The 17027-nt window shown below is 69.1% G+C and carries 15 protein-coding genes; 11 read left to right on the forward strand and 4 right to left on the reverse strand.

The annotated features are described in order from the left end of the window. Window positions 1-52 precede the first annotated feature (52 nt). Complete coding sequence (locus M3U25_RS03135; RefSeq protein WP_019796894.1) at window positions 53-484, forward strand: OsmC family protein; 432 nt, start codon at window positions 53-55, stop codon at window positions 482-484. A 250-nt stretch (window positions 485-734) separates the two neighbouring features. Then, complete coding sequence (locus tag M3U25_RS03140; protein WP_160947040.1) at window positions 735-1340, forward strand: glycine zipper 2TM domain-containing protein; 606 nt, start codon at window positions 735-737, stop codon at window positions 1338-1340. A 98-nt stretch (window positions 1341-1438) separates the two neighbouring features. On the opposite strand, the gene M3U25_RS03145 is transcribed toward M3U25_RS03140, so the two are convergent. Both M3U25_RS03145 and M3U25_RS03150 read right to left on the reverse strand, forming a co-directional pair. Next, complete coding sequence (locus M3U25_RS03145) at window positions 1439-2317, reverse strand: PhzF family phenazine biosynthesis protein (protein WP_355500312.1); 879 nt, start codon at window positions 2315-2317, stop codon at window positions 1439-1441. Between the two features lie 223 nt (window positions 2318-2540). Beyond that, the gene (locus M3U25_RS03150) at window positions 2541-3593 is read right to left on the reverse strand and encodes a GGDEF domain-containing protein (RefSeq protein ID WP_355500309.1); all 1053 of its coding nucleotides are present in this window, start codon (window positions 3591-3593) and stop codon (window positions 2541-2543) included. A gap of 391 nt (window positions 3594-3984) precedes the next feature. On the opposite strand from M3U25_RS03150, the gene M3U25_RS03155 reads away from it, so the two are divergent. The 5 genes from M3U25_RS03155 to M3U25_RS03175 all read left to right on the forward strand — a co-directional run bounded on the left by M3U25_RS03155 (window position 3985) and on the right by M3U25_RS03175 (window position 10682). Continuing rightward, window positions 3985-6594, forward strand: coding sequence for a bifunctional aspartate kinase/diaminopimelate decarboxylase (locus M3U25_RS03155; RefSeq protein ID WP_355500306.1), 2610 nt, complete (start codon window positions 3985-3987; stop codon window positions 6592-6594). Continuing rightward, entirely contained in the window at window positions 6578-7030 is a 453-nt protein-coding gene (locus M3U25_RS03160) for a hypothetical protein (protein WP_355500303.1), read from the forward strand. Before M3U25_RS03155 ends, M3U25_RS03160 begins: the two co-directional genes overlap by 17 nt. After that, the gene (murL, locus tag M3U25_RS03165) at window positions 7027-8382 is read left to right on the forward strand and encodes a UDP-N-acetyl-alpha-D-muramoyl-L-alanyl-L-glutamate epimerase (protein ID WP_355500299.1); all 1356 of its coding nucleotides are present in this window, start codon (window positions 7027-7029) and stop codon (window positions 8380-8382) included. The genes M3U25_RS03160 and murL overlap by 4 nt, the downstream gene beginning before the upstream one ends. After that, entirely contained in the window at window positions 8363-9799 is a 1437-nt protein-coding gene (murD, locus tag M3U25_RS03170; protein WP_355500296.1) for a UDP-N-acetylmuramoyl-L-alanine--D-glutamate ligase, read from the forward strand. Before murL ends, murD begins: the two co-directional genes overlap by 20 nt. 79 nt (window positions 9800-9878) lie before the next feature. Continuing rightward, window positions 9879-10682 carry a dienelactone hydrolase family protein gene (locus M3U25_RS03175; RefSeq protein ID WP_355500293.1) on the forward strand — a complete coding sequence of 268 codons (804 nt, stop codon included), beginning with the start codon at window positions 9879-9881 and terminating at the stop codon, window positions 10680-10682. A gap of 243 nt (window positions 10683-10925) precedes the next feature. Here the strand turns inward: M3U25_RS03175 and M3U25_RS03180 are convergent, their stop codons facing one another. Beyond that, window positions 10926-11189: a helix-hairpin-helix domain-containing protein gene (locus tag M3U25_RS03180; protein WP_355500290.1), complete on the reverse strand. Its 264-nt coding sequence runs from the start codon at window positions 11187-11189 to the stop codon at window positions 10926-10928. Between the two features lie 13 nt (window positions 11190-11202). After that, the gene (locus M3U25_RS03185) at window positions 11203-12201 is read right to left on the reverse strand and encodes a polyprenyl synthetase family protein (protein WP_242156824.1); all 999 of its coding nucleotides are present in this window, start codon (window positions 12199-12201) and stop codon (window positions 11203-11205) included. A 280-nt stretch (window positions 12202-12481) separates the two neighbouring features. Between M3U25_RS03185 and M3U25_RS03190 the strand changes: the two genes are divergently transcribed. From M3U25_RS03190 to M3U25_RS03205, 4 genes are all read left to right on the forward strand, one after another. Beyond that, entirely contained in the window at window positions 12482-13009 is a 528-nt protein-coding gene (locus M3U25_RS03190; RefSeq protein ID WP_048489408.1) for a single-stranded DNA-binding protein, read from the forward strand. Window positions 13010-13828: 819 nt separating this feature from the next. Next, the gene (locus tag M3U25_RS03195; RefSeq protein WP_355500285.1) at window positions 13829-14728 is read left to right on the forward strand and encodes a TIM barrel protein; all 900 of its coding nucleotides are present in this window, start codon (window positions 13829-13831) and stop codon (window positions 14726-14728) included. A 30-nt stretch (window positions 14729-14758) separates the two neighbouring features. Next, complete coding sequence (locus tag M3U25_RS03200) at window positions 14759-16444, forward strand: GMC family oxidoreductase (RefSeq protein WP_355500282.1); 1686 nt, start codon at window positions 14759-14761, stop codon at window positions 16442-16444. Beyond that, window positions 16444-17016 carry a gluconate 2-dehydrogenase subunit 3 family protein gene (locus tag M3U25_RS03205; protein WP_355500279.1) on the forward strand — a complete coding sequence of 191 codons (573 nt, stop codon included), beginning with the start codon at window positions 16444-16446 and terminating at the stop codon, window positions 17014-17016. The genes M3U25_RS03200 and M3U25_RS03205 overlap by 1 nt, the downstream gene beginning before the upstream one ends. The last annotated feature ends 11 nt before the right edge of the window (window positions 17017-17027 follow it).

The following is a 17027-nucleotide window of genomic DNA, read 5'->3' on the forward strand; positions in this document are numbered from 1 at the left end:
ATAACGCCGCCTGGCCTATGGTCCGCGTTCCACTCACCGACAGGAGCCTCGCATGGGCATTTCGCGTCACGCCACCGCGCATTGGGAAGGCGATCTCAAGACTGGCCAGGGCCGGTTACACACGCCGCAGAGCGGCCTGCTGGAGAACACCCGCTACGCGTTCAACAGCCGCTTCGGCGAGGAGAAGGGCACCAACCCCGAGGAGCTGATCGCCGCCGCGCACGCCGGCTGCTTCACCATGGCGCTGTCGGCCAAGCTGACGGAAGCCGGCTTCCCGCCGACCGCGCTGGACACGCGCGCCGACGTCGACCTGTCGATGGAGGGCGGTCCGCAACTGTCGCAGATCCGCCTGAAGGTCAAGGCCGTGGTGCCGAACATCGAGGCTGCGCGCTTTCGCGAGCTGGCCGACGACGCCAAGCAGAACTGCCCGGTGTCCAAGGCGCTCAGTGCGGTGCCGATCAGCCTGGAAGCGGAGCTCGGCTGAGCCCGACGCGGCCCGGCAGCAGGCCGGGCCGCCATTGCGTACACCGCGCCTGCAGCGCCACCGGCACGATGTCCGGCACGCAGTGCGCTTCGTTCTTCAGCGCTTTTTCTCTCTCTGGCACGAGCGCCCGATGCAGTGCCTAGCTGTCGCGACACTAAATGCGCGTGCCGCGGCGGTCCCAATTCAGTCTGGTTTCACCGCGTCGGATCGAGCATGCAGTCGCGCGATCCACGCGCTTGGAACCATCGCCATGAACAAGCTCTCGACCCGTCTGTTGACCGCTGCGCTCGCTGTCGGCGTCATCGGCTCCGCCGCCGCGCAGGATTACGGTTACACCCGCTACGACGACTACCGCGACCGCGGCTATGCGTCCGGCACCTACGAATACGCGCGCGTGGTACGCGCCGATCCGATCCTGGTGCAGGTCAATGGTCCGCGCGAGACCACCGAGCGCTGCTACGACCGTCCGGCCTCCGGTAGCTACGCCAGCGACTACGGCTACCGCGGCACCGATGGCGGCCGCACCGCCTCCTCGGTGGTCGGCGGTATCGCCGGTGCCGTGCTGGGCAGCCGCGTCGGCGGCGGCAATGGCCGTTTCGTCGGTACCGCGGTCGGCACCATGCTCGGCAGCCTGGCCGGCCGCTCGATCTACGACACCAATACCCGCGCCTATGGCGGCGGCTACGGTGGCGGCGTGGTCCGCGAATGCGATCCGGTGTCCTATCGGACCGAACGCTACGACCGCGTCGACGGTTACGACGTGACCTACGAATACGGCGGCCGCTACTACCACACCCGCACCGCCTCGCCTCCGGGCGACCGCATCCGCGTCCGCGTCGACGTCCTGCCCGACTGACGTACTGCCTGACTGACTTAAAGGGCGCCTCCTCGCGAGGCGCCCTTTGTTTTGCGCGCCCGTCCGCAGCTGCAGACGGGTGCGGCGGCCGACGGCGATCAGGGCCAGTCGATGTGGCCTTCGATCACCGTCTGCACCTGCCCGCCCGACCACACCTCGCCGGCCGCGTCCACGTGCAGCGTCAGCAGCGCATCGTGGCCGACCTCGCGGCCCTGGCTGGCGACATAGCGGCCGCCGTGGCCGGGCAGGGCGTCGCTGTGGTCCAGCCATGCCGCCAGCACCGCATTGGCGGCGCCGGAAGCGGCGTCCTCGAACCGCCGGCCGTTGCCGACGAAAGCGCGTACCGCCAGTGCATAGGCCTGGCCGCTGGCGCGGGCGTAGGCGAACACGCCCATGCTGGCGGTGCTTTCGGCCAGGGCGGCGATCGCGTCCCAGTCCGGTGCCAGCGCGCGCAGCGCGGCTTCGTCGGCCACTTCGACCAGCCACCAGCAGCGGCCGCCGTCCATGCGCACCGGCGGCAGCGCGCCCAGGGTCCAGCCGCGCAGCGCCGCCTGCAGGCGCGGATCGGCGGCATCGGCGATCTCGGCCACCTGCGCGCGCGGGGTGCGGATGGCGATGCTGCGCACGCCGGCGTCCACGTCGACCCGGAGCGGCAGCAGGCCGGCGATGCCGTCCTGCACCAGTACGCCGTCGCGCGGCGTGGCGATGCCCGCTTCCAGCACGACGTGCGCGGTGCCGACGCTGGGATGGCCGGCGAACGGCACCTCTTTCTGCGGGCTGAACATGCGCAGGCCGTAGCTGGCGTCCGGCCGCGTCGGCGCGAATACGAAGGTGGTTTCCGGCAGGCGCGTCCAGCGCGCGATGGCCTGCATCGTGGTGGCGTCCAGGCCATCGGCATCGAGCACCACGGCCAAGGGATTGCCGTTGCCGGCGCGAGCGGAGAAGACATCGACCTGGAAGAAGCGGCGTGCGGCCATGGCGGGAAACTCCGGACTGCGGTGGGGGAGGGGCAAGCTTAGAGGGTGTCCGCGGGCTTTTCTGCGATGTCGTTGGCGGGGGCATGGCGACCTCGCAAGGAAGGTGATGCGCGCCGCTGCCACTGCCCCCATCCCCTCTGGCGCAAGCAAGCGCTCGACTACCGCCCTTGCCCTGGCGGCGTGCGCGCACTCGACCGCCAGGCGTACGGGTGCGACAGCCGAATCAATCGGCGACGCAGACCCGGTCGCGGCCGGACTGCTTGGCCTTCAGCATCGCCAGGTCCGCGCGATGCAAGGTCTGCAGGAGGGTTTCGCCATCGCGCAGCCCGGCGATGCCCGCGGAGACGGTCAGGCGCCCATCGGGCCTTGGTACCTCGGCCAAGCGCGTACGCAGGCGCTCGGCCAGGGCATGCGCCTTGTCTTCGTCCTGGTTCGGCAGCAACACGCAGAATTCTTCCCCGCCGAGCCGGCCGAACACATCACTGTCGCGCAGGGCGCGCTGCAGCACGCCGGACATGCCGCGCAGCACGGCATCTCCGGCGGCATGGCCGTGGCCGTCGTTGAGTCGCTTGAAATGGTCGATGTCCAGGTACAGCAGCGTCAGCGGTGCGCCCACGGCCCGCGCACGCACCGCTGCCTGCTCGGCCTGCTGCAGAAACTCCGCCCGGCTGCGCGCACCGGTCAGGGTGTCGGTGGCGCTGAGTTCGGCCAGCCGGCACTCCTGATCGAATGCGCGGCGCTGGTAGTCCCGAATCCGCAAGTGGGTGACGAAGCCGGTCGCCAAGGCCGTTGCGGCGAACAATACGCTGAAGACGGTCTCGGTTCGGCTGGCGGTGTGATCGACCACGAAGGGCAGGAAGAAGGCGTAGCAGGCCACTGTGCCGCCGAGCCACTGCGCCGGGGTGATCCAGAAGAAGCTGGTGGTAATCATCAGGAGGATCGCCGCCGGCAGGTAGTACATCAGCGGGCGGTCGGTCCCCAGAGCCCCGAGGTAGCTGTTGAGGCTCACCGTGGCGATGGTGGCCATGCAGGCCAGGCCATACAGGCGCACCGACGGTGCGCGCACGATCAGGAAGGCGAACAGCGCGGTCAGTGGCAGCAACAGCACCCGCAGCACCACAAATTCCGGGGTCGGAATCAGCAGCCGCGCCAGCAGCGACGCTGCCGATCCCACCACGGCCGTCACGCCCATTTCGAACGCGGTGAGCTGCAGACGCTTGCGGGTGTGGTCGCGATAGACCGCTTCGCGGTCCGAGGGCGAGGCAAGCAAGGACATGGATTGGCTGGAGGGCATCGGCACGGAGTCAGTGAGCACTTGCGCTGCGGGTGCGACCAGGTGGCCCCTGGGGAGCGCCCTTTCGGTGGCAGGAGTAGCTGCGATTCTAGAAGGCATCCCGGTCCAGGGGAGGACATTGTGCGTTCGCGCGCCTGCGCGCCCGGCGCACCGCGTTGCGCGCGCAGGCGCCGACAAGGGGCGCACGCCAGCCCAGCATGGACGAGCCGCTGCGAGCCGCTGGCGCGGCGGGCCTCGCAGTGCCGCTGGCGGCCCGCCTCGACGCGCGCAAACCGGGGCACTGCGGCCGCTCACCGGCGCGCCGTTGGCAGTAGAATCGGGGGTTGCGCCCGAGCATTCGGGCGTTTTCCCCACACTCCAGACACCCCACTCCATGTCAGCTTCCTCTCCTGCCGATCGTTGGATCGTCCTCAAGTTCGGCGGCACCTCGGTGTCGCGTCGTCATCGCTGGGACACGATTGGAAGGCTGGCGAAAAAACGCGCGGACGAGACCGGTGCGCGGGTACTGGTGGTGGTGTCGGCCTTGTCCGGGGTCACCAACGAGCTGACCGCGATCGCCGACGGCAGTGCCGACAGCGCGCAGCGCGTAGCCGCGCTGGAGCAGCGCCACCGCGATTTCCTGGCCGAACTGGAGCTGGACGCCGAGGCGGTGCTGGGCGAACGCCTGGCGGCGCTGCGCGGCCTGCTCGCCGATCCGCGCGCGGTCGAGCGCACGCTGGACTGGCAGGCCGAGGTGCTGGGGCAGGGCGAACTGCTGTCCTCCACCCTCGGCGCGGCCTACCTGCGCGCCAATGGCCTGGACATGGGCTGGATGGATGCGCGGCAGTGGCTGGACGCGCTGCCGCCGCAGCCGAACCAGAGCGCCTGGTCGCGACGCCTGTCGGTGTCGTGCCAGTGGCAGTCCGATCCGCAGTGGCGCGCGCGCTTTGTCGCCCAGCCCACGCGCATGCTGATCACCCAGGGCTTCATCGCCCGGCACGAGGACGGCGGCACCGCCATCCTCGGCCGCGGCGGCTCGGACACCTCGGCGGCGTACTTCGGCGCGCTGCTCGGCGCCAGCCGGGTGGAGATCTGGACCGACGTGCCGGGCATGTTCAGCGCCAATCCGCGCGAGGTGCCGGATGCGCGCCTGCTGACCCGCCTGGATTACTACGAGGCGCAGGAAATCGCCACCACCGGCGCCAAGGTGCTGCACCCGCGCTCGATCAAGCCGTGCCGCGACGGCGGCGTGCCGATGGCGATCCTGGACACCGAGCGCCCGGAACTGCCCGGCACCAGCATCGACGGCGACGCCCGCACCGTGCCCGGGGTCAAGGCGATCAGCCGCCGCAACGGCATCGTGCTGGTGTCGATGGAAGGCATCGGCATGTGGCAGCAGGTCGGCTTCCTCGCCGACGTGTTCGCGCTGTTCAAGAAGCACGGGCTGTCGGTGGACCTGATCGGCTCGGCCGAGACCAACGTCACCGTGTCGCTGGACCCGAGCGAGAACCTGGTCAACACCGACGTGCTGGCGGCGCTGTCGGCCGATCTGGCGGAGATCTGCCGGGTCAAGATCATCGTGCCGTGCGCGGCGATCACCCTGGTCGGGCGCGGCATGCGCTCGCTGCTGCACAAGCTCTCGGACGTGTGGGCCACGTTCGGCAAGGAGCGCGTGCACATGATCTCGCAGTCGTCCAACGACCTGAACCTGACCTTCGTCATCGACGAAACCGACGCCGACGGGCTGCTGCCGATCCTGCACGCCGAACTGATCGACAGCGGCGCGATGCCGGTGGAGGAGACCGAGGTGTTCGGTCCGCGCTGGCGCGAGATCGCCGGCACCGTGCGGCCGCGGCCGGTACCGTGGTGGCAGGGCGAGCGCGCGCATCTGCTGCGCCTGGCCGAGGCCGGCACGCCGCGCTACGTCTATCACCTGCCGACGCTGCGCGAGCGCGCGCGTGCGCTCAAGGCGATCGCGGCGGTGGACCAGCGCTACTACGCGATCAAGGCCAATGCGCATCCGGCCATCCTGCAGACGCTGGTCGAGGAGGGCTTCGGCCTGGAGTGCGTTTCGCACGGCGAACTGCGCCGGGTGTTCGAGATCGTGCCGGAGCTGTCGCCGCGGCGCGTGCTGTTCACCCCCAGCTTCGCGCCCCGCGCCGAGTACGAAGCCGCGTTCGCGCTGGGCGTGACCGTGACCGTGGACAACGTCGAGGCGCTGCAGCGCTGGCCGGAGCTGTTCCGCGGCCGCAGCCTGTGGCTGCGCATCGACCTGGGCCATGGCGACGGCCACCACGAGAAGGTCAACACCGGCGGCAAGGCCTCCAAGTTCGGGCTGTCGGCGACCCGCGTCGACGAGTTCGTCGAGGCCGCGCGCGCGCTGGATATCCGCATCGTCGGCCTGCACGCGCACCTGGGCAGCGGCGTGGAGACGGCGCAGCATTGGCGGCGCATGTGCGATGAACTGGCCGGGTTCGCGCGGCGCATCGGCAGCGTCGAGGTCATCGACATCGGCGGCGGCCTGCCGATCCCGTACAGCGCCGACGACGAGCCGTTCGACCTGGAGACCTTCGCGCAGGGCCTGGCCGAGGCCAAGGCGGTGCATCCGGCGTTCCGCCTGGCGATCGAGCCGGGCCGCTACCTGGTCGCCGAATGCGGCGTGCTGCTGGCCCGGGCCACGCAGGTGGTCGAGAAGGACGGCATCCGTCGGGTCGGCCTGGATGCCGGCATGAACACCTTGATCCGCCCGGCGCTGTACGACGCCTGGCACGACGTGGCGAACCTGAGCCGGCTCGAGCAGCCGGCCGAGACCGTGTTCGACGTGGTCGGGCCGATCTGCGAGTCCAGCGACGTGTTCGGCAAGCGCCGGCGCCTGCCGGCGGGCACCGCGCCCGACGACGTGATGCTGATCGCCGACGCCGGTGCCTATGGCTACAGCATGGCCAGCACCTACAACCAGCGCGAGTTGCCCCGCGAGGAGGCGATCGATGCGCGCACGGACTGAGTTCGTCGCGGTCAGCGGCGCCGCCGGTGCGCTTGCGATGGTGGCTGCCACCGCGGTGGATCAGTCGGGTACGTCGCTGCCGTGGACCGACAGCCTGAAATGGGCGTTGCCGGCGCTGGCCGCCGCTGCCATCGGCGCAGGGCTGGCGGTGCGCTGGCAGCGCCGCGGGCCCGCGGCGAGCACCGGTGCGCTGGCCCTGCGCACCTCACTCCTGGCCGCGTTGGCCTACCTGCCGGCGCTGGCGCTGTATGTGCTGGTGGCCGTCCTGGCCTCCGCCGCGTCGGTGCCAGCCGGACAGCATGGGCAATTGCTGCTGATGGCCTTCGTGTTCGGCTGCCTGCCGCTGCTGTGGGCCGCCTTGCCGTTTTCGATGATCGAATTTCTTCTGTGCCGCCGCTATCTGCGGCACACCCGTGTGCTTGCAGGACGTCCATGACCGCTTTCGACAAACAGCAGATCGCCACCTTCCGCTTCGTGCGCTGCGGCTTCGACGCCGACAGCGGCGTGGCGCGCCTGGTCTACGCGTTCGACGACGGCCCGGAGCTGGTGGAGACCATCACCGTGCCCGGCGCGCCGCTCGCGCTCGACCCGGCGCGCGCGCAGGCGGCACAGCGCGCCCTGCGCCTGCTGCACCTGGTCGCCGGCGTCAGCTACTACAAGGCGGCGGTGCCGCCGCGCATCGTCATCGACGAGTACGCCATCGATGCCGAGACCGCCGCGCTGCTGGACAGCGTGTACCTGCATGGCCTGGGCGAGTTCGCCTATCGCAACGGTATGGACCTGCGCGGGCGCATCCGCTTCCCGGCCGCCGAGGCCGGCGCGGCCGATGCGGCGGCGCTGGGCCTGCGCGACCAGGCGTTGGTGGCGATCGGCGGCGGCAAGGATTCGCTGGTCAGCATCGAGGCCTTGCGCGCGGCCGGCGTGGCGCAGACGGTGACCTGGATCGGCGGCTCGCAGCTGATCCGCGCCTGCGCCGAGCGCACCGGGCTGCCGACCTTGAACATCGGTCGCACGCTGGCGCCGGAACTGTTCGAACTGAACCGGCAGGGCGCGTGGAACGGGCATATCCCGGTGACCGCGGTGAACTCGGCGATCCTGGTGTTCGCCGCGGTGCTGCACGACGCCGGCCAGGTGGTGTTCTCCAACGAGCACTCGGCCAGCTACGGCAGTCAGATCGCCGGCACCGGCGAGGTCAACCACCAGTGGTCCAAGGGCTGGGCCTTCGAGCAGGCGTTCGGCGCCCAGGTGCAGCGCTACGTGGCCGCGGACCTGCACTATTACTCGTTGCTGCGCCCGCTGTCGGAACTGGCGGTGGCGCGGCAGTTCGCCAAGACCGACCACTACGACGCGCATTTCTCCAGCTGTAACCGCAATTTCCATATCCTCGGCGAGCGTCCGGCGCACCGCTGGTGCGGAGTCTGCCCGAAGTGCCATTTCGTGTTCCTGGCGCTGGCGCCGTTCATGCCCAAGACGCGGCTGGTGCGCATCTTCGGCCGCAACCTGCTCGACGATGCCGGCCAGGCCGGCGGCTTCGATGCGCTGCTGGAGTTCCAGGACCACAAGCCGTTCGAGTGCGTCGGCGAAGGCCGCGAATCGCGTGCGGCGATGGCCGCGCTGGCGGCGCGTGCGGAATGGAAGGAGGACGCGCTGGTGGCGCGCTTCATCCGCGAGATCCAGCCGCAGCTCGACCCGGCCGACCTGCGCGTGGAGCCGTTGCTGGAACTGGACGCGCAGCACCGCATCCCGGCCGACCTGTGGGAACGCGTGCGTGCGAATTTCGCAGCTTGAGGCGCAGCGCGTCGCGTTGTGGGGCTGGGGCCGCGAGGGCCGTGCGGCGTATGTCGCGGTGCGTGGCTGGGAATCGGGAGCCGGAATCGGGAAAGCGCGACGCGCGCTGCCGCTGACGGTGTTCTGTTCGGCTGACGAGGCGGCGGAGATCGCCGCCTTGCACGATCCCGACCTGCACGTGGACACCGAGGCCAGCGCCGAGCGCCTGGCCGCGTTCGATGTGGTGATCAAGTCGCCCGGGATCAGTCCGTATCGACCCGAGGCACAGGCTGCCGCCGCGCGCGGCACGCGCTTCATCGGCGGCACCGCGCTGTGGTTTGCCGAGCACGCCGGCGCGGACGGGGTGGTGCCCGGCAGCGTCTGCGTCACCGGCACCAAGGGCAAGAGCACCACCACCGCGCTGCTGGCGCACCTGCTGCGCGCCGGCGGCCACCGCACCGGCCTGGTCGGCAACATCGGCGTGCCGCTGCTGGAAGTGCTGGCGCCGATGCCGCCGCCGCAGTACTGGGCGATCGAACTGTCCAGCTACCAGACCGGCGACGTCGCCCGCAGCGGCGCGCGGCCGCAGCTGGCGCTGGTGCTGAACCTGTTTCCCGAGCATCTGGACTGGCACGGCAGCCAGGCGCGCTACATCGCCGACAAGCTCGAGCTGGTGACGCACGCGCGGCCGCGCATCGCCCTGCTCAATGCCGCCGATCCGCAGCTGGCCAGCCTGCAACTGCCCGACAGCGAGGTGCGCTGGTTCAACCGCGAGGACGGCTGGCACATGCGCGGCGAGGTGGTCTATCGCGGCGATACGGCGGTGTACGACAGCGCGCAGGCGCCGTTGCCGGGCCGGCACAACCGCGGCAACCTGTGCGCGGTGCTGGCCGCGATCGAGGCGCTGGGCCTGGACGCGGCGGCGCTGGCGCCGGCGGCCGATCGCTTCCGGCCGTTGCCGAACCGGCTGCAGACCCTGGGCACGTGCGACGGCGTGACCTATGTGAACGATTCGATCAGCACCACGCCGCACGCCAGCCTTGCCGCGTTGGAGTGCTTCCGCGGGCGGCGCATCGCACTGCTGGTCGGCGGCCACGACCGCGGCCTGGACTGGCAGGATTTCGCCGCGCACATGCGCGATGGCGGTGCACCGCTGGAGATCGTCACCCTGGGCGCCAACGGCCCGCGCATCCATGCGTTGCTGGCCCCGCTGGCCGTCGACGCCGGCTTCGGCCTGCATGCCGCGGCCGACCTGGCGGAAGCCGTGGCGCTGGCGCGCACGGCGCTGGGCGAGCAGGGCGGCGTGGTGCTGCTGTCGCCCGGTGCGCCCAGCTTCGGCGCCTACCGCGACTACGTGGCGCGCGGCCGCCATTTCGCCGCGCTGGCCGGCTTCGACCCGGACGCGATCAGCGCCATTCCGGGGTTGGGTATCGCCTGAACCTCGGCGCCTCGGCGCACACATCGCGCTGGCGGCGCCTTGCGTACACTCCCGCGCGGGTTCCCACGGGAGAAGGGCGATGCGCACACGTTCGATGATGCGGTGGACCGGTTTGCTCGGGCTGGCCTTGGCGCTGCCGCTGCCGGCTTTGGCGGCGATGCAGGCCAAGCCGGTGGAGTGGCAGGTCGGCAAGGACACTTTCAGCGGCGTGCTGGTCTACGACGATGCCGAGCACGACACGCGCCCCGGCCTGGTGATGGTGCCGAACTGGCGCGGCGTCAACGACTCCGCGGTGGAGAAGGCCAAGCGCCTGGCCGGCGACGACTACGTGGTGCTGGTGGCCGACGTCTACGGCAAGGGCAAGCGACCGGCCAACGACACCGAGGCCGGGCAGTTCGCCGGCGCGTTGAAGAAGGATCCGGCCACGCTGCGCGCGCGGGCGTTGGCGGCGGTGGCGGCGCTGAAGGCGCAGGTGGGCAAGGCGCCGCTGGATCCGGCCCGGATCGGCGCGGTGGGCTTCTGCTTCGGCGGCACCACGGTGCTGGAACTGGTCCGTGCCGGTGCGCCGCTGGCCGGGGTGGTGAGCCTCCACGGTGGCCTGGCCACCGCCGCCCCGGCGGCCGCGGGCAGCGCCAAGGCACCGGTGCTGGTGCTCAACGGCGCCGACGACAAGAGCGTGAGCCGCGACGACATCGTCGCCTTCGAGCAGGAGATGAACCGCGCCGGCGCCGACTGGCAGTTCGTCAACTTCAGCGGTGCCGTGCACTGCTTCGCCGAAGCCGATGCCAACAGCCCGCCGGGCTGCCAGTACAACCCCCGCGCCGCCAAGCGTGCCTATCGCATGCTCGAGGACTTTTTCGAGGAGCGGTTCGGGCGGGAGTAGGGAGGTGCCTCCGGGATTCGGGAGGTGCCTCGCGCAGCGCGCTTGGCGGGATTGGGGATTGGCAAAAGCGATGGGTCGCGCTTTGCCAATTCCACTGTGGTAGCCAGGCGCAACGCGTATGCGCCGCTGACTCGGGCGGATGAGTCCGCAACACGTCAGGTGTCACGAATCGCTTTGACCAATCCCCAATCCCTCCGGCGCGCGGTAGGGCGGCGATGGCGGCCAAACGGGCCTAATGAGCCCTTACGATGTCTTGGAGGAGCGCTTGAGTAAGTGCGCCTGCGCCGCGGCGATGGCGCCGTTCATGGCCGCGCGCGCTTGCGGGCTGTTGCGCCAGCAGGTGGAGCCGAGCAGCGCCGCAGCCTGTTCAGTGAGTTGCCGTGCATCGCAGGCAGCTAGCGCCTGCAGCGAATGCACGCCCAATTGTTCCAGGCGCGCGACCACGGTGGGGCCGACGCCTTTCACCGCCAGCAGCACGGCACGGTCCTCGGCGTTAAAGGCGATCATGCCCGCGCAGCGATCAATGTCTGCGTTCGACGGCGTACCGCGCCAGCCCGCGCAGGGCGGCCACGGCCTCGTTCTCCGGCAGGCCGTCCAGGGCGCGCTCGGCGGCGGCGGCGTAGTCGGCCGCGCGGCGGCGGCTGTAGTCGATGCCGCCGCTGGCCTCGATCGCCGCCAGCACCTCCGGCATCGCGCTGGCGTCGCCCTGTTCGACGATCTGGCGCAGGCGTGCGCGGGTGGCGTCGTCGGCATGCGCCATGGCGTGGATCAGCGGCAGCGTGGCCTTGCCCTCGGCCAGGTCGTCGCCCAGGTTCTTGCCCAGGTCGGCGGCGTCGGCGGTGTAGTCGAGCACGTCGTCGGCGATCTGGAACGCGTAGCCCAGTTGCATGCCGTAGTCGTACAGCCGCTCCTGCACGTCCTCGCTGGCGCCGGAGGCCAGCGCGCCAAGCCGGGTGCCGGCGGCGAACAGCACCGCGGTCTTGCGCTCGATCACGCGCAGGTAGGCGGCTTCGTCGGTGTCGGGGTTGTGCACGTGCAGCAGCTGCAGCACCTCGCCCTCGGCGATGCGGTTGGTGGTGTCGGCCAGCAGGCGCATCACCGCCATGCTGTCCAGCTCCACCATCAGCTGGAAGCTGCGCGAATACAGGAAGTCGCCGACCAGGACGCTGGGCGCGTTGCCCCACAGGGCATTGGCGGTGCTGCGGCCGCGGCGCAGGTCCGATTCGTCCACCACGTCGTCGTGCAGCAGGGTCGAGGTGTGGATGAATTCGATGATCGCCGCCAACTGGTGCTGCATCGGCCCGCCGGCGCCGCAGGCGCGGCCGGCCAGCACCACCAGCATCGGCCGCAGGCGCTTGCCGCCGGCGGAGACGATGTGGTCGGCGATCTGGTTGATCAGCACGACGTCCGACGCCAGGCGGCGGCGGATCAGGGCGTCCACCGCGGCCATGTCCGGCGCGGCGAGCATCTGGATCTGGGGCAGGCCCAGGGCGGGGCTGAGGGATTCGGCGATGCTCATGCGGACAGGACTGGAAACGTGCGCAAAGTATAGGCTGCGCGGCCACATCCGTCCCGCTGTGGGCCGGGGCAGGGGGCGGAGGGCTTGCCACGCCTGGGTCCGCGCGCCCTGTGGGCCGCGCCCCGGCAGGATTCCGACAGGCCAATGCGGCGTTTTCCGGGGTGCCCGCGGGCGCCTGGCGCAGGCCGCTCCAGCCCGGCGATGTTAGGATTGCTCCCCGAAATCTTCTTTACCGCTCTGCGCGCCCCCCGGCCGCGGAGACCCCAGACGGAAGCAGCTCATGGCCCGCGGCATCAACAAAGTCATCCTCGTCGGCAACCTCGGCAACGATCCCGACACCAAGTACACCCAGGCCGGCATGGCCATCACCCGGATCAGCCTGGCGACCACCAGCGTGCGCAAGGATCGCGACGGCAACCAGCAGGAACGCACCGAGTGGCACCGCGTCGTGTTCTTCGGAAAGCTTGGCGAGATCGCCGGCGAGTACCTGCGCAAAGGCAGCTCGGTCTACGTCGAAGGCTCGATCCGCTACGACAAGTACACCGGCCAGGACGGCGTGGAGAAGTACTCCACCGACATCGTCGCCGACGAGATGCAGATGCTCGGCGGCCGCGGCGAGGGCGGTGGCGGCGGCATGGGCGGTGGCGACCGTCCGCAGCGCTCGGCCCCGCCGCGCCAGGAACGCTCCGGCATGGGCGGTGGTGGCGGTGGCGGTGGCGGGCAGGATTACGCGCCGCGCCGGCAGCAGCCGGCCCCGCAGCAGTCCGCGCCGATGGACGACTTTGCGGACGATGATATTCCGTTCTGATTTTTAGTGGTTCTGCGATGCAGACAAACCCCGGTAAGCCAGTGTGCTTGCCGGGGTTTTTCTTTTTGCACGAGATATTTTCCTTTCTGCCGGCCTGGGCTCTGTGTTCTGCGCCGAGATGGTGTAAACGATGGGCGATGGGCATCGGGTGGGCCGACGCGTGCATGCACGCGGCGAGTGCCCCGCTGTTCTCGCCTTCGCCGAATCAGGTTGATCGCCAACGTGGCTTCGCGCGCCGTCGCTTCGCGCGCCGCCTTTGCGCGCCGCCTTTGCGCGGCGTCTCGTGCCGGGTTGATGCTGTCGCTTACGGCAGGCGGGCGTGGCCGGACGGACCAAGCGTCGTAGGAGTGGCTTTAGCCGCGACGGCGTTCCCGGGAAAACCTGTCGCGGCTAAAGCCGCTCCTACGAAAAAGCACATCGGCGGCACTCTTCGCCGCGCCGCGATCGTGTCCCATGAATGCGCGTAGCAGCGTGGTGGGGATGCTCTGAAGCTCTCGATCGCAATCGTCATCCCAGTCACCTTGCAGGCCGTCCAGTGCCGTGGGAACACGGCTTTACCGGCGTGTCGCCATGCTTCGCTGCGTGGGCATGTCCACGCACATGTCAGCAGCTCTTCGCTGCATATCTGCTCGGCCACCTCCGTGCGCCGGCCAAACTCATTACCGTCACGCAGCGATCAGCGCCACAGGCGTTGTGCCCTGCAGCATGGGTTTTCGTGCACCGCGTCTTGCAAAAAAGTCATTCCCTCCCGTATGGTTCAATCGATTGAATCGCGGCGATTCGTCAGTGTTTGAGACCGGTTGGGAGGCCGGAAGGTGGATGTCTATCCATTCGATCGAACCGGCGCCGGCCTCGGGGTTCACGAGGCGAGACGCGCTGCGCTTGGCGGTCGCCGGGAGCCTTGGCCTTGGGGCGGCAGCGGGCATGCTGTCGGCGCGTGCTGCTGGCACGCCGCTCAGGGGCAACCTGAAGCAATCCGTGGCCCGCTGGACGTTTCCGCAGCTGTCGACCGCACAGCTTTGCCAGGTGGTGAAGGGCATGGGGTTCGCCGCCATCGATCTGGTTGGCCCGAAGGATTGGCCCACGCTCAAGGCGAATGGCGTGTACAGCGCGATGTGCAACGGCGCGGAACTCGGCCTGGACAAGGGCTTTGCCGGCAGCCAGTTCCACGACGAGCTGGTCGAGCGCTACACGCGGCACATCGACCTGGTGGCCGATGCCGGCTATCGCAACCTCATCTGTTTTTCCGGCAATCGGAATGGCATGGATCCCCAGGACGGCATGGCTAATGCCGAAGTCGGGCTCAAGCGCATCCTCCGGCATGCCGAGAAGCGCGGTGTCGTGCTGGTGATGGAGCTGCTGAACTCCAAGGTCGATCATCCCGACTACCTGTGCGACCACTCCGCCTGGGGCGTCGAGCTGTGCCGGCGGATCGGCTCGGACCATTTCGGCCTGCTCTACGACATCTACCACATGCAGATCATGGAGGGCGACATCATCGCCACCATCGGCAAGCATCACGCGTTCTTCAAGCATTACCACACCGCCGGCGTTCCGGGCCGGCACGAGATCGGGGACGCTCAGGAGCTCCACTATCCCGCCATCTGTCGCGCGATCCGCGATACCGGTTTCGACGGCTATCTGGCGCAGGAGTTCGTTCCTGCGGCACCGGATCCCGTCGGCTCGCTGCGCGAGGCGATCCGCCTCTGCGACGTCTGAAACGATATCCACCCAGGTGAAGTAGAACCCATGGCAGACAATCATTACGACGCCATCGTCGTCGGCTCGGGCATCAGTGGCGGTTGGGCGGCGAAGGAACTGACCGAGAAGGGACTCAAGGTCCTGATGCTGGAACGCGGACGCAACATCGAGCACGTCAAGGACTACGTCAACGCGATGAAGGAGGCGTGGGATTTCCCGCACCGCAACCGCCCGACCCAGGCGATGAAGGCCGCTTATCCGGTGCTGATGCGCGACTACGGCCTGGTCGAGAACCTGCAGGGAATGTGGGCCAACGAACAGGAATCGCCCTACACCGAGATCAAGCGGTTCGACTGGTTCCGCGGCTATCACGTGGGTGGCCGCTCGCTGATGTGGGGACGGCAGAGCTATCGCCTGTCAGACCTGGATTTCGAGGCGAACCTCAAGGACGGCATCGCCACCGATTGGCCGATCCGGTACGCCGACATCGCACCGTGGTACGACCACGTGGAGAAGTTCGCCGGCATCGCCGGCACGCGCGAGGGACTGGACGTGTTGCCGGACGGCGAGTTCCTGCCGCCGATCCCGTTGAACATCGTCGAGAAGGACGTCGCCGCGCGGATCAAGAAGGCCTTTGGCGGCACCAGGCACCTGATCCACTCGCGCACCGCCAACATCACCCAGCCCAAGGTCGAGCAGGGCCGCGTCAACTGCCAGTATCGCAACAAGTGCATCCTGGGCTGTCCTTTCGGCGCTTACTTCTCGACCCAGGCGGCCACGCTGCCGGCGGCCATGAAGACGGGCAACCTGACCTTGCGGCCGTTCTCGATCGTCAAGGAGGTGCTCTACGACAAGGACCGCAAGCGTGCGCGCGGCGTGGAGATCATCGACGCCGAGAGCGGGCAGACCTACCAGTACACGGCCAGTGTCATCTTCCTCAACGCGTCCTCCTTCAATTCGACCTGGTTGCTGATGAACTCGGCCACCGATGTCTGGGACGGTGGCCTCGGGTCGTCGTCCGGCGAGCTCGGGCACAACGTGATGGACCATCATTTCGGCGCCGGTGCCTCTGGCCGGGTCGAGGGCTACGACGACAAGTACTACTTCGGCCGGCGTCCCTGCGGCTTCTACGTGCCGCGGTTCCGCAACGTCGCCGGAGACAAGCGCGGCTACCTGCGTGGCTTCGGCTACCAGGGCGGCGCGAGCCGCACCGGCTGGTCGCGCGAGATCGCCGAACTGAACATCGGCGCGGACCTTAAGGAAGCGCTGACCGTGCCGGGTGACTGGCGCATCGGCATGACCGGATTCGGCGAAATGCTGCCGCACCACGACAACACGATCCGCCTGGACCCGCAGCGCAAGGACAAATGGGGGTTGCCGGTGCTGGCGATGGACGTGGCGATGCGCGAGAACGAAAAGGCCATGCGCAAGGACATGGCCGCCGATGCCGCCGAGATGCTGGAGGCGGCCGGCGTCAAGGACGTGAAGATGCACGATGCCGACTACGCGCCGGGCAAGGGCATCCACGAGATGGGCACCGCGCGCATGGGCCGGGACCGCAAGAACTCCGTGCTGAACCAGTACAACCAGGTCTGGGATGCGCCGAACGTCTACGTGACCGACGGCGCCTGCATGACCTCCAGCGCCTGCGTCAATCCCTCGCTGACCTACATGGCGCTGACCGCACGTGCCGCCGATCATGCCGTGCGCGAACTGAAAGCGGGGAATCTGTGATGGAACGCCGCGAACTGCTGAAGATGATCTTTGCCGCCACGGGCGCGGCCATGGTGGGCCTGCCCGCGCTGGTCCAGGCACAGGCGCCGGTCGCGGGGGCGAAGGCCCTCTTCACCGTCGCCGATGTCGCCACGCTGGACGAGATCGCCGAGACCATCCTGCCGCGGACCAAGACACCGGGGGCGAAGGACGCCGGCGCCGGCGCGTTCATGGCCAAATTCGTCACCGACTGCTACACCCCCCGGCAGCAGGTGGCGTTCCGCGCCGGCCTGGCCGAGATCGACAAACGTGCCGGCGGTCGTTTCGTGTCGCTCACGCCACAGGCCCGCACCGAGCTGCTGCGCGCCCTGGATGCGGAAGCCAGGACACAGCTCATCGACGTGACCGACACCGGGACCGCCAAAGCGGCGGACGCGATGCCGCATCCCTTCACGATGCTCAAGCAGCTGACCATCTTCGGCTTCTTCACCTCCCAGGTCGGCGCGACCGACGTGCTGCGCTACGTCGCCGTGCCGGGCCGCTACGAGGACATCACCTATGTTCCCGGTACGCCTGCTTGGGCAACCAGTTGATGGACCACCAC

This window comes from Xanthomonas sp. PPL134, from assembly GCF_040595915.1.
Classification (GTDB): Bacteria; Pseudomonadota; Gammaproteobacteria; order Xanthomonadales; family Xanthomonadaceae; genus Xanthomonas_A; species Xanthomonas_A indica.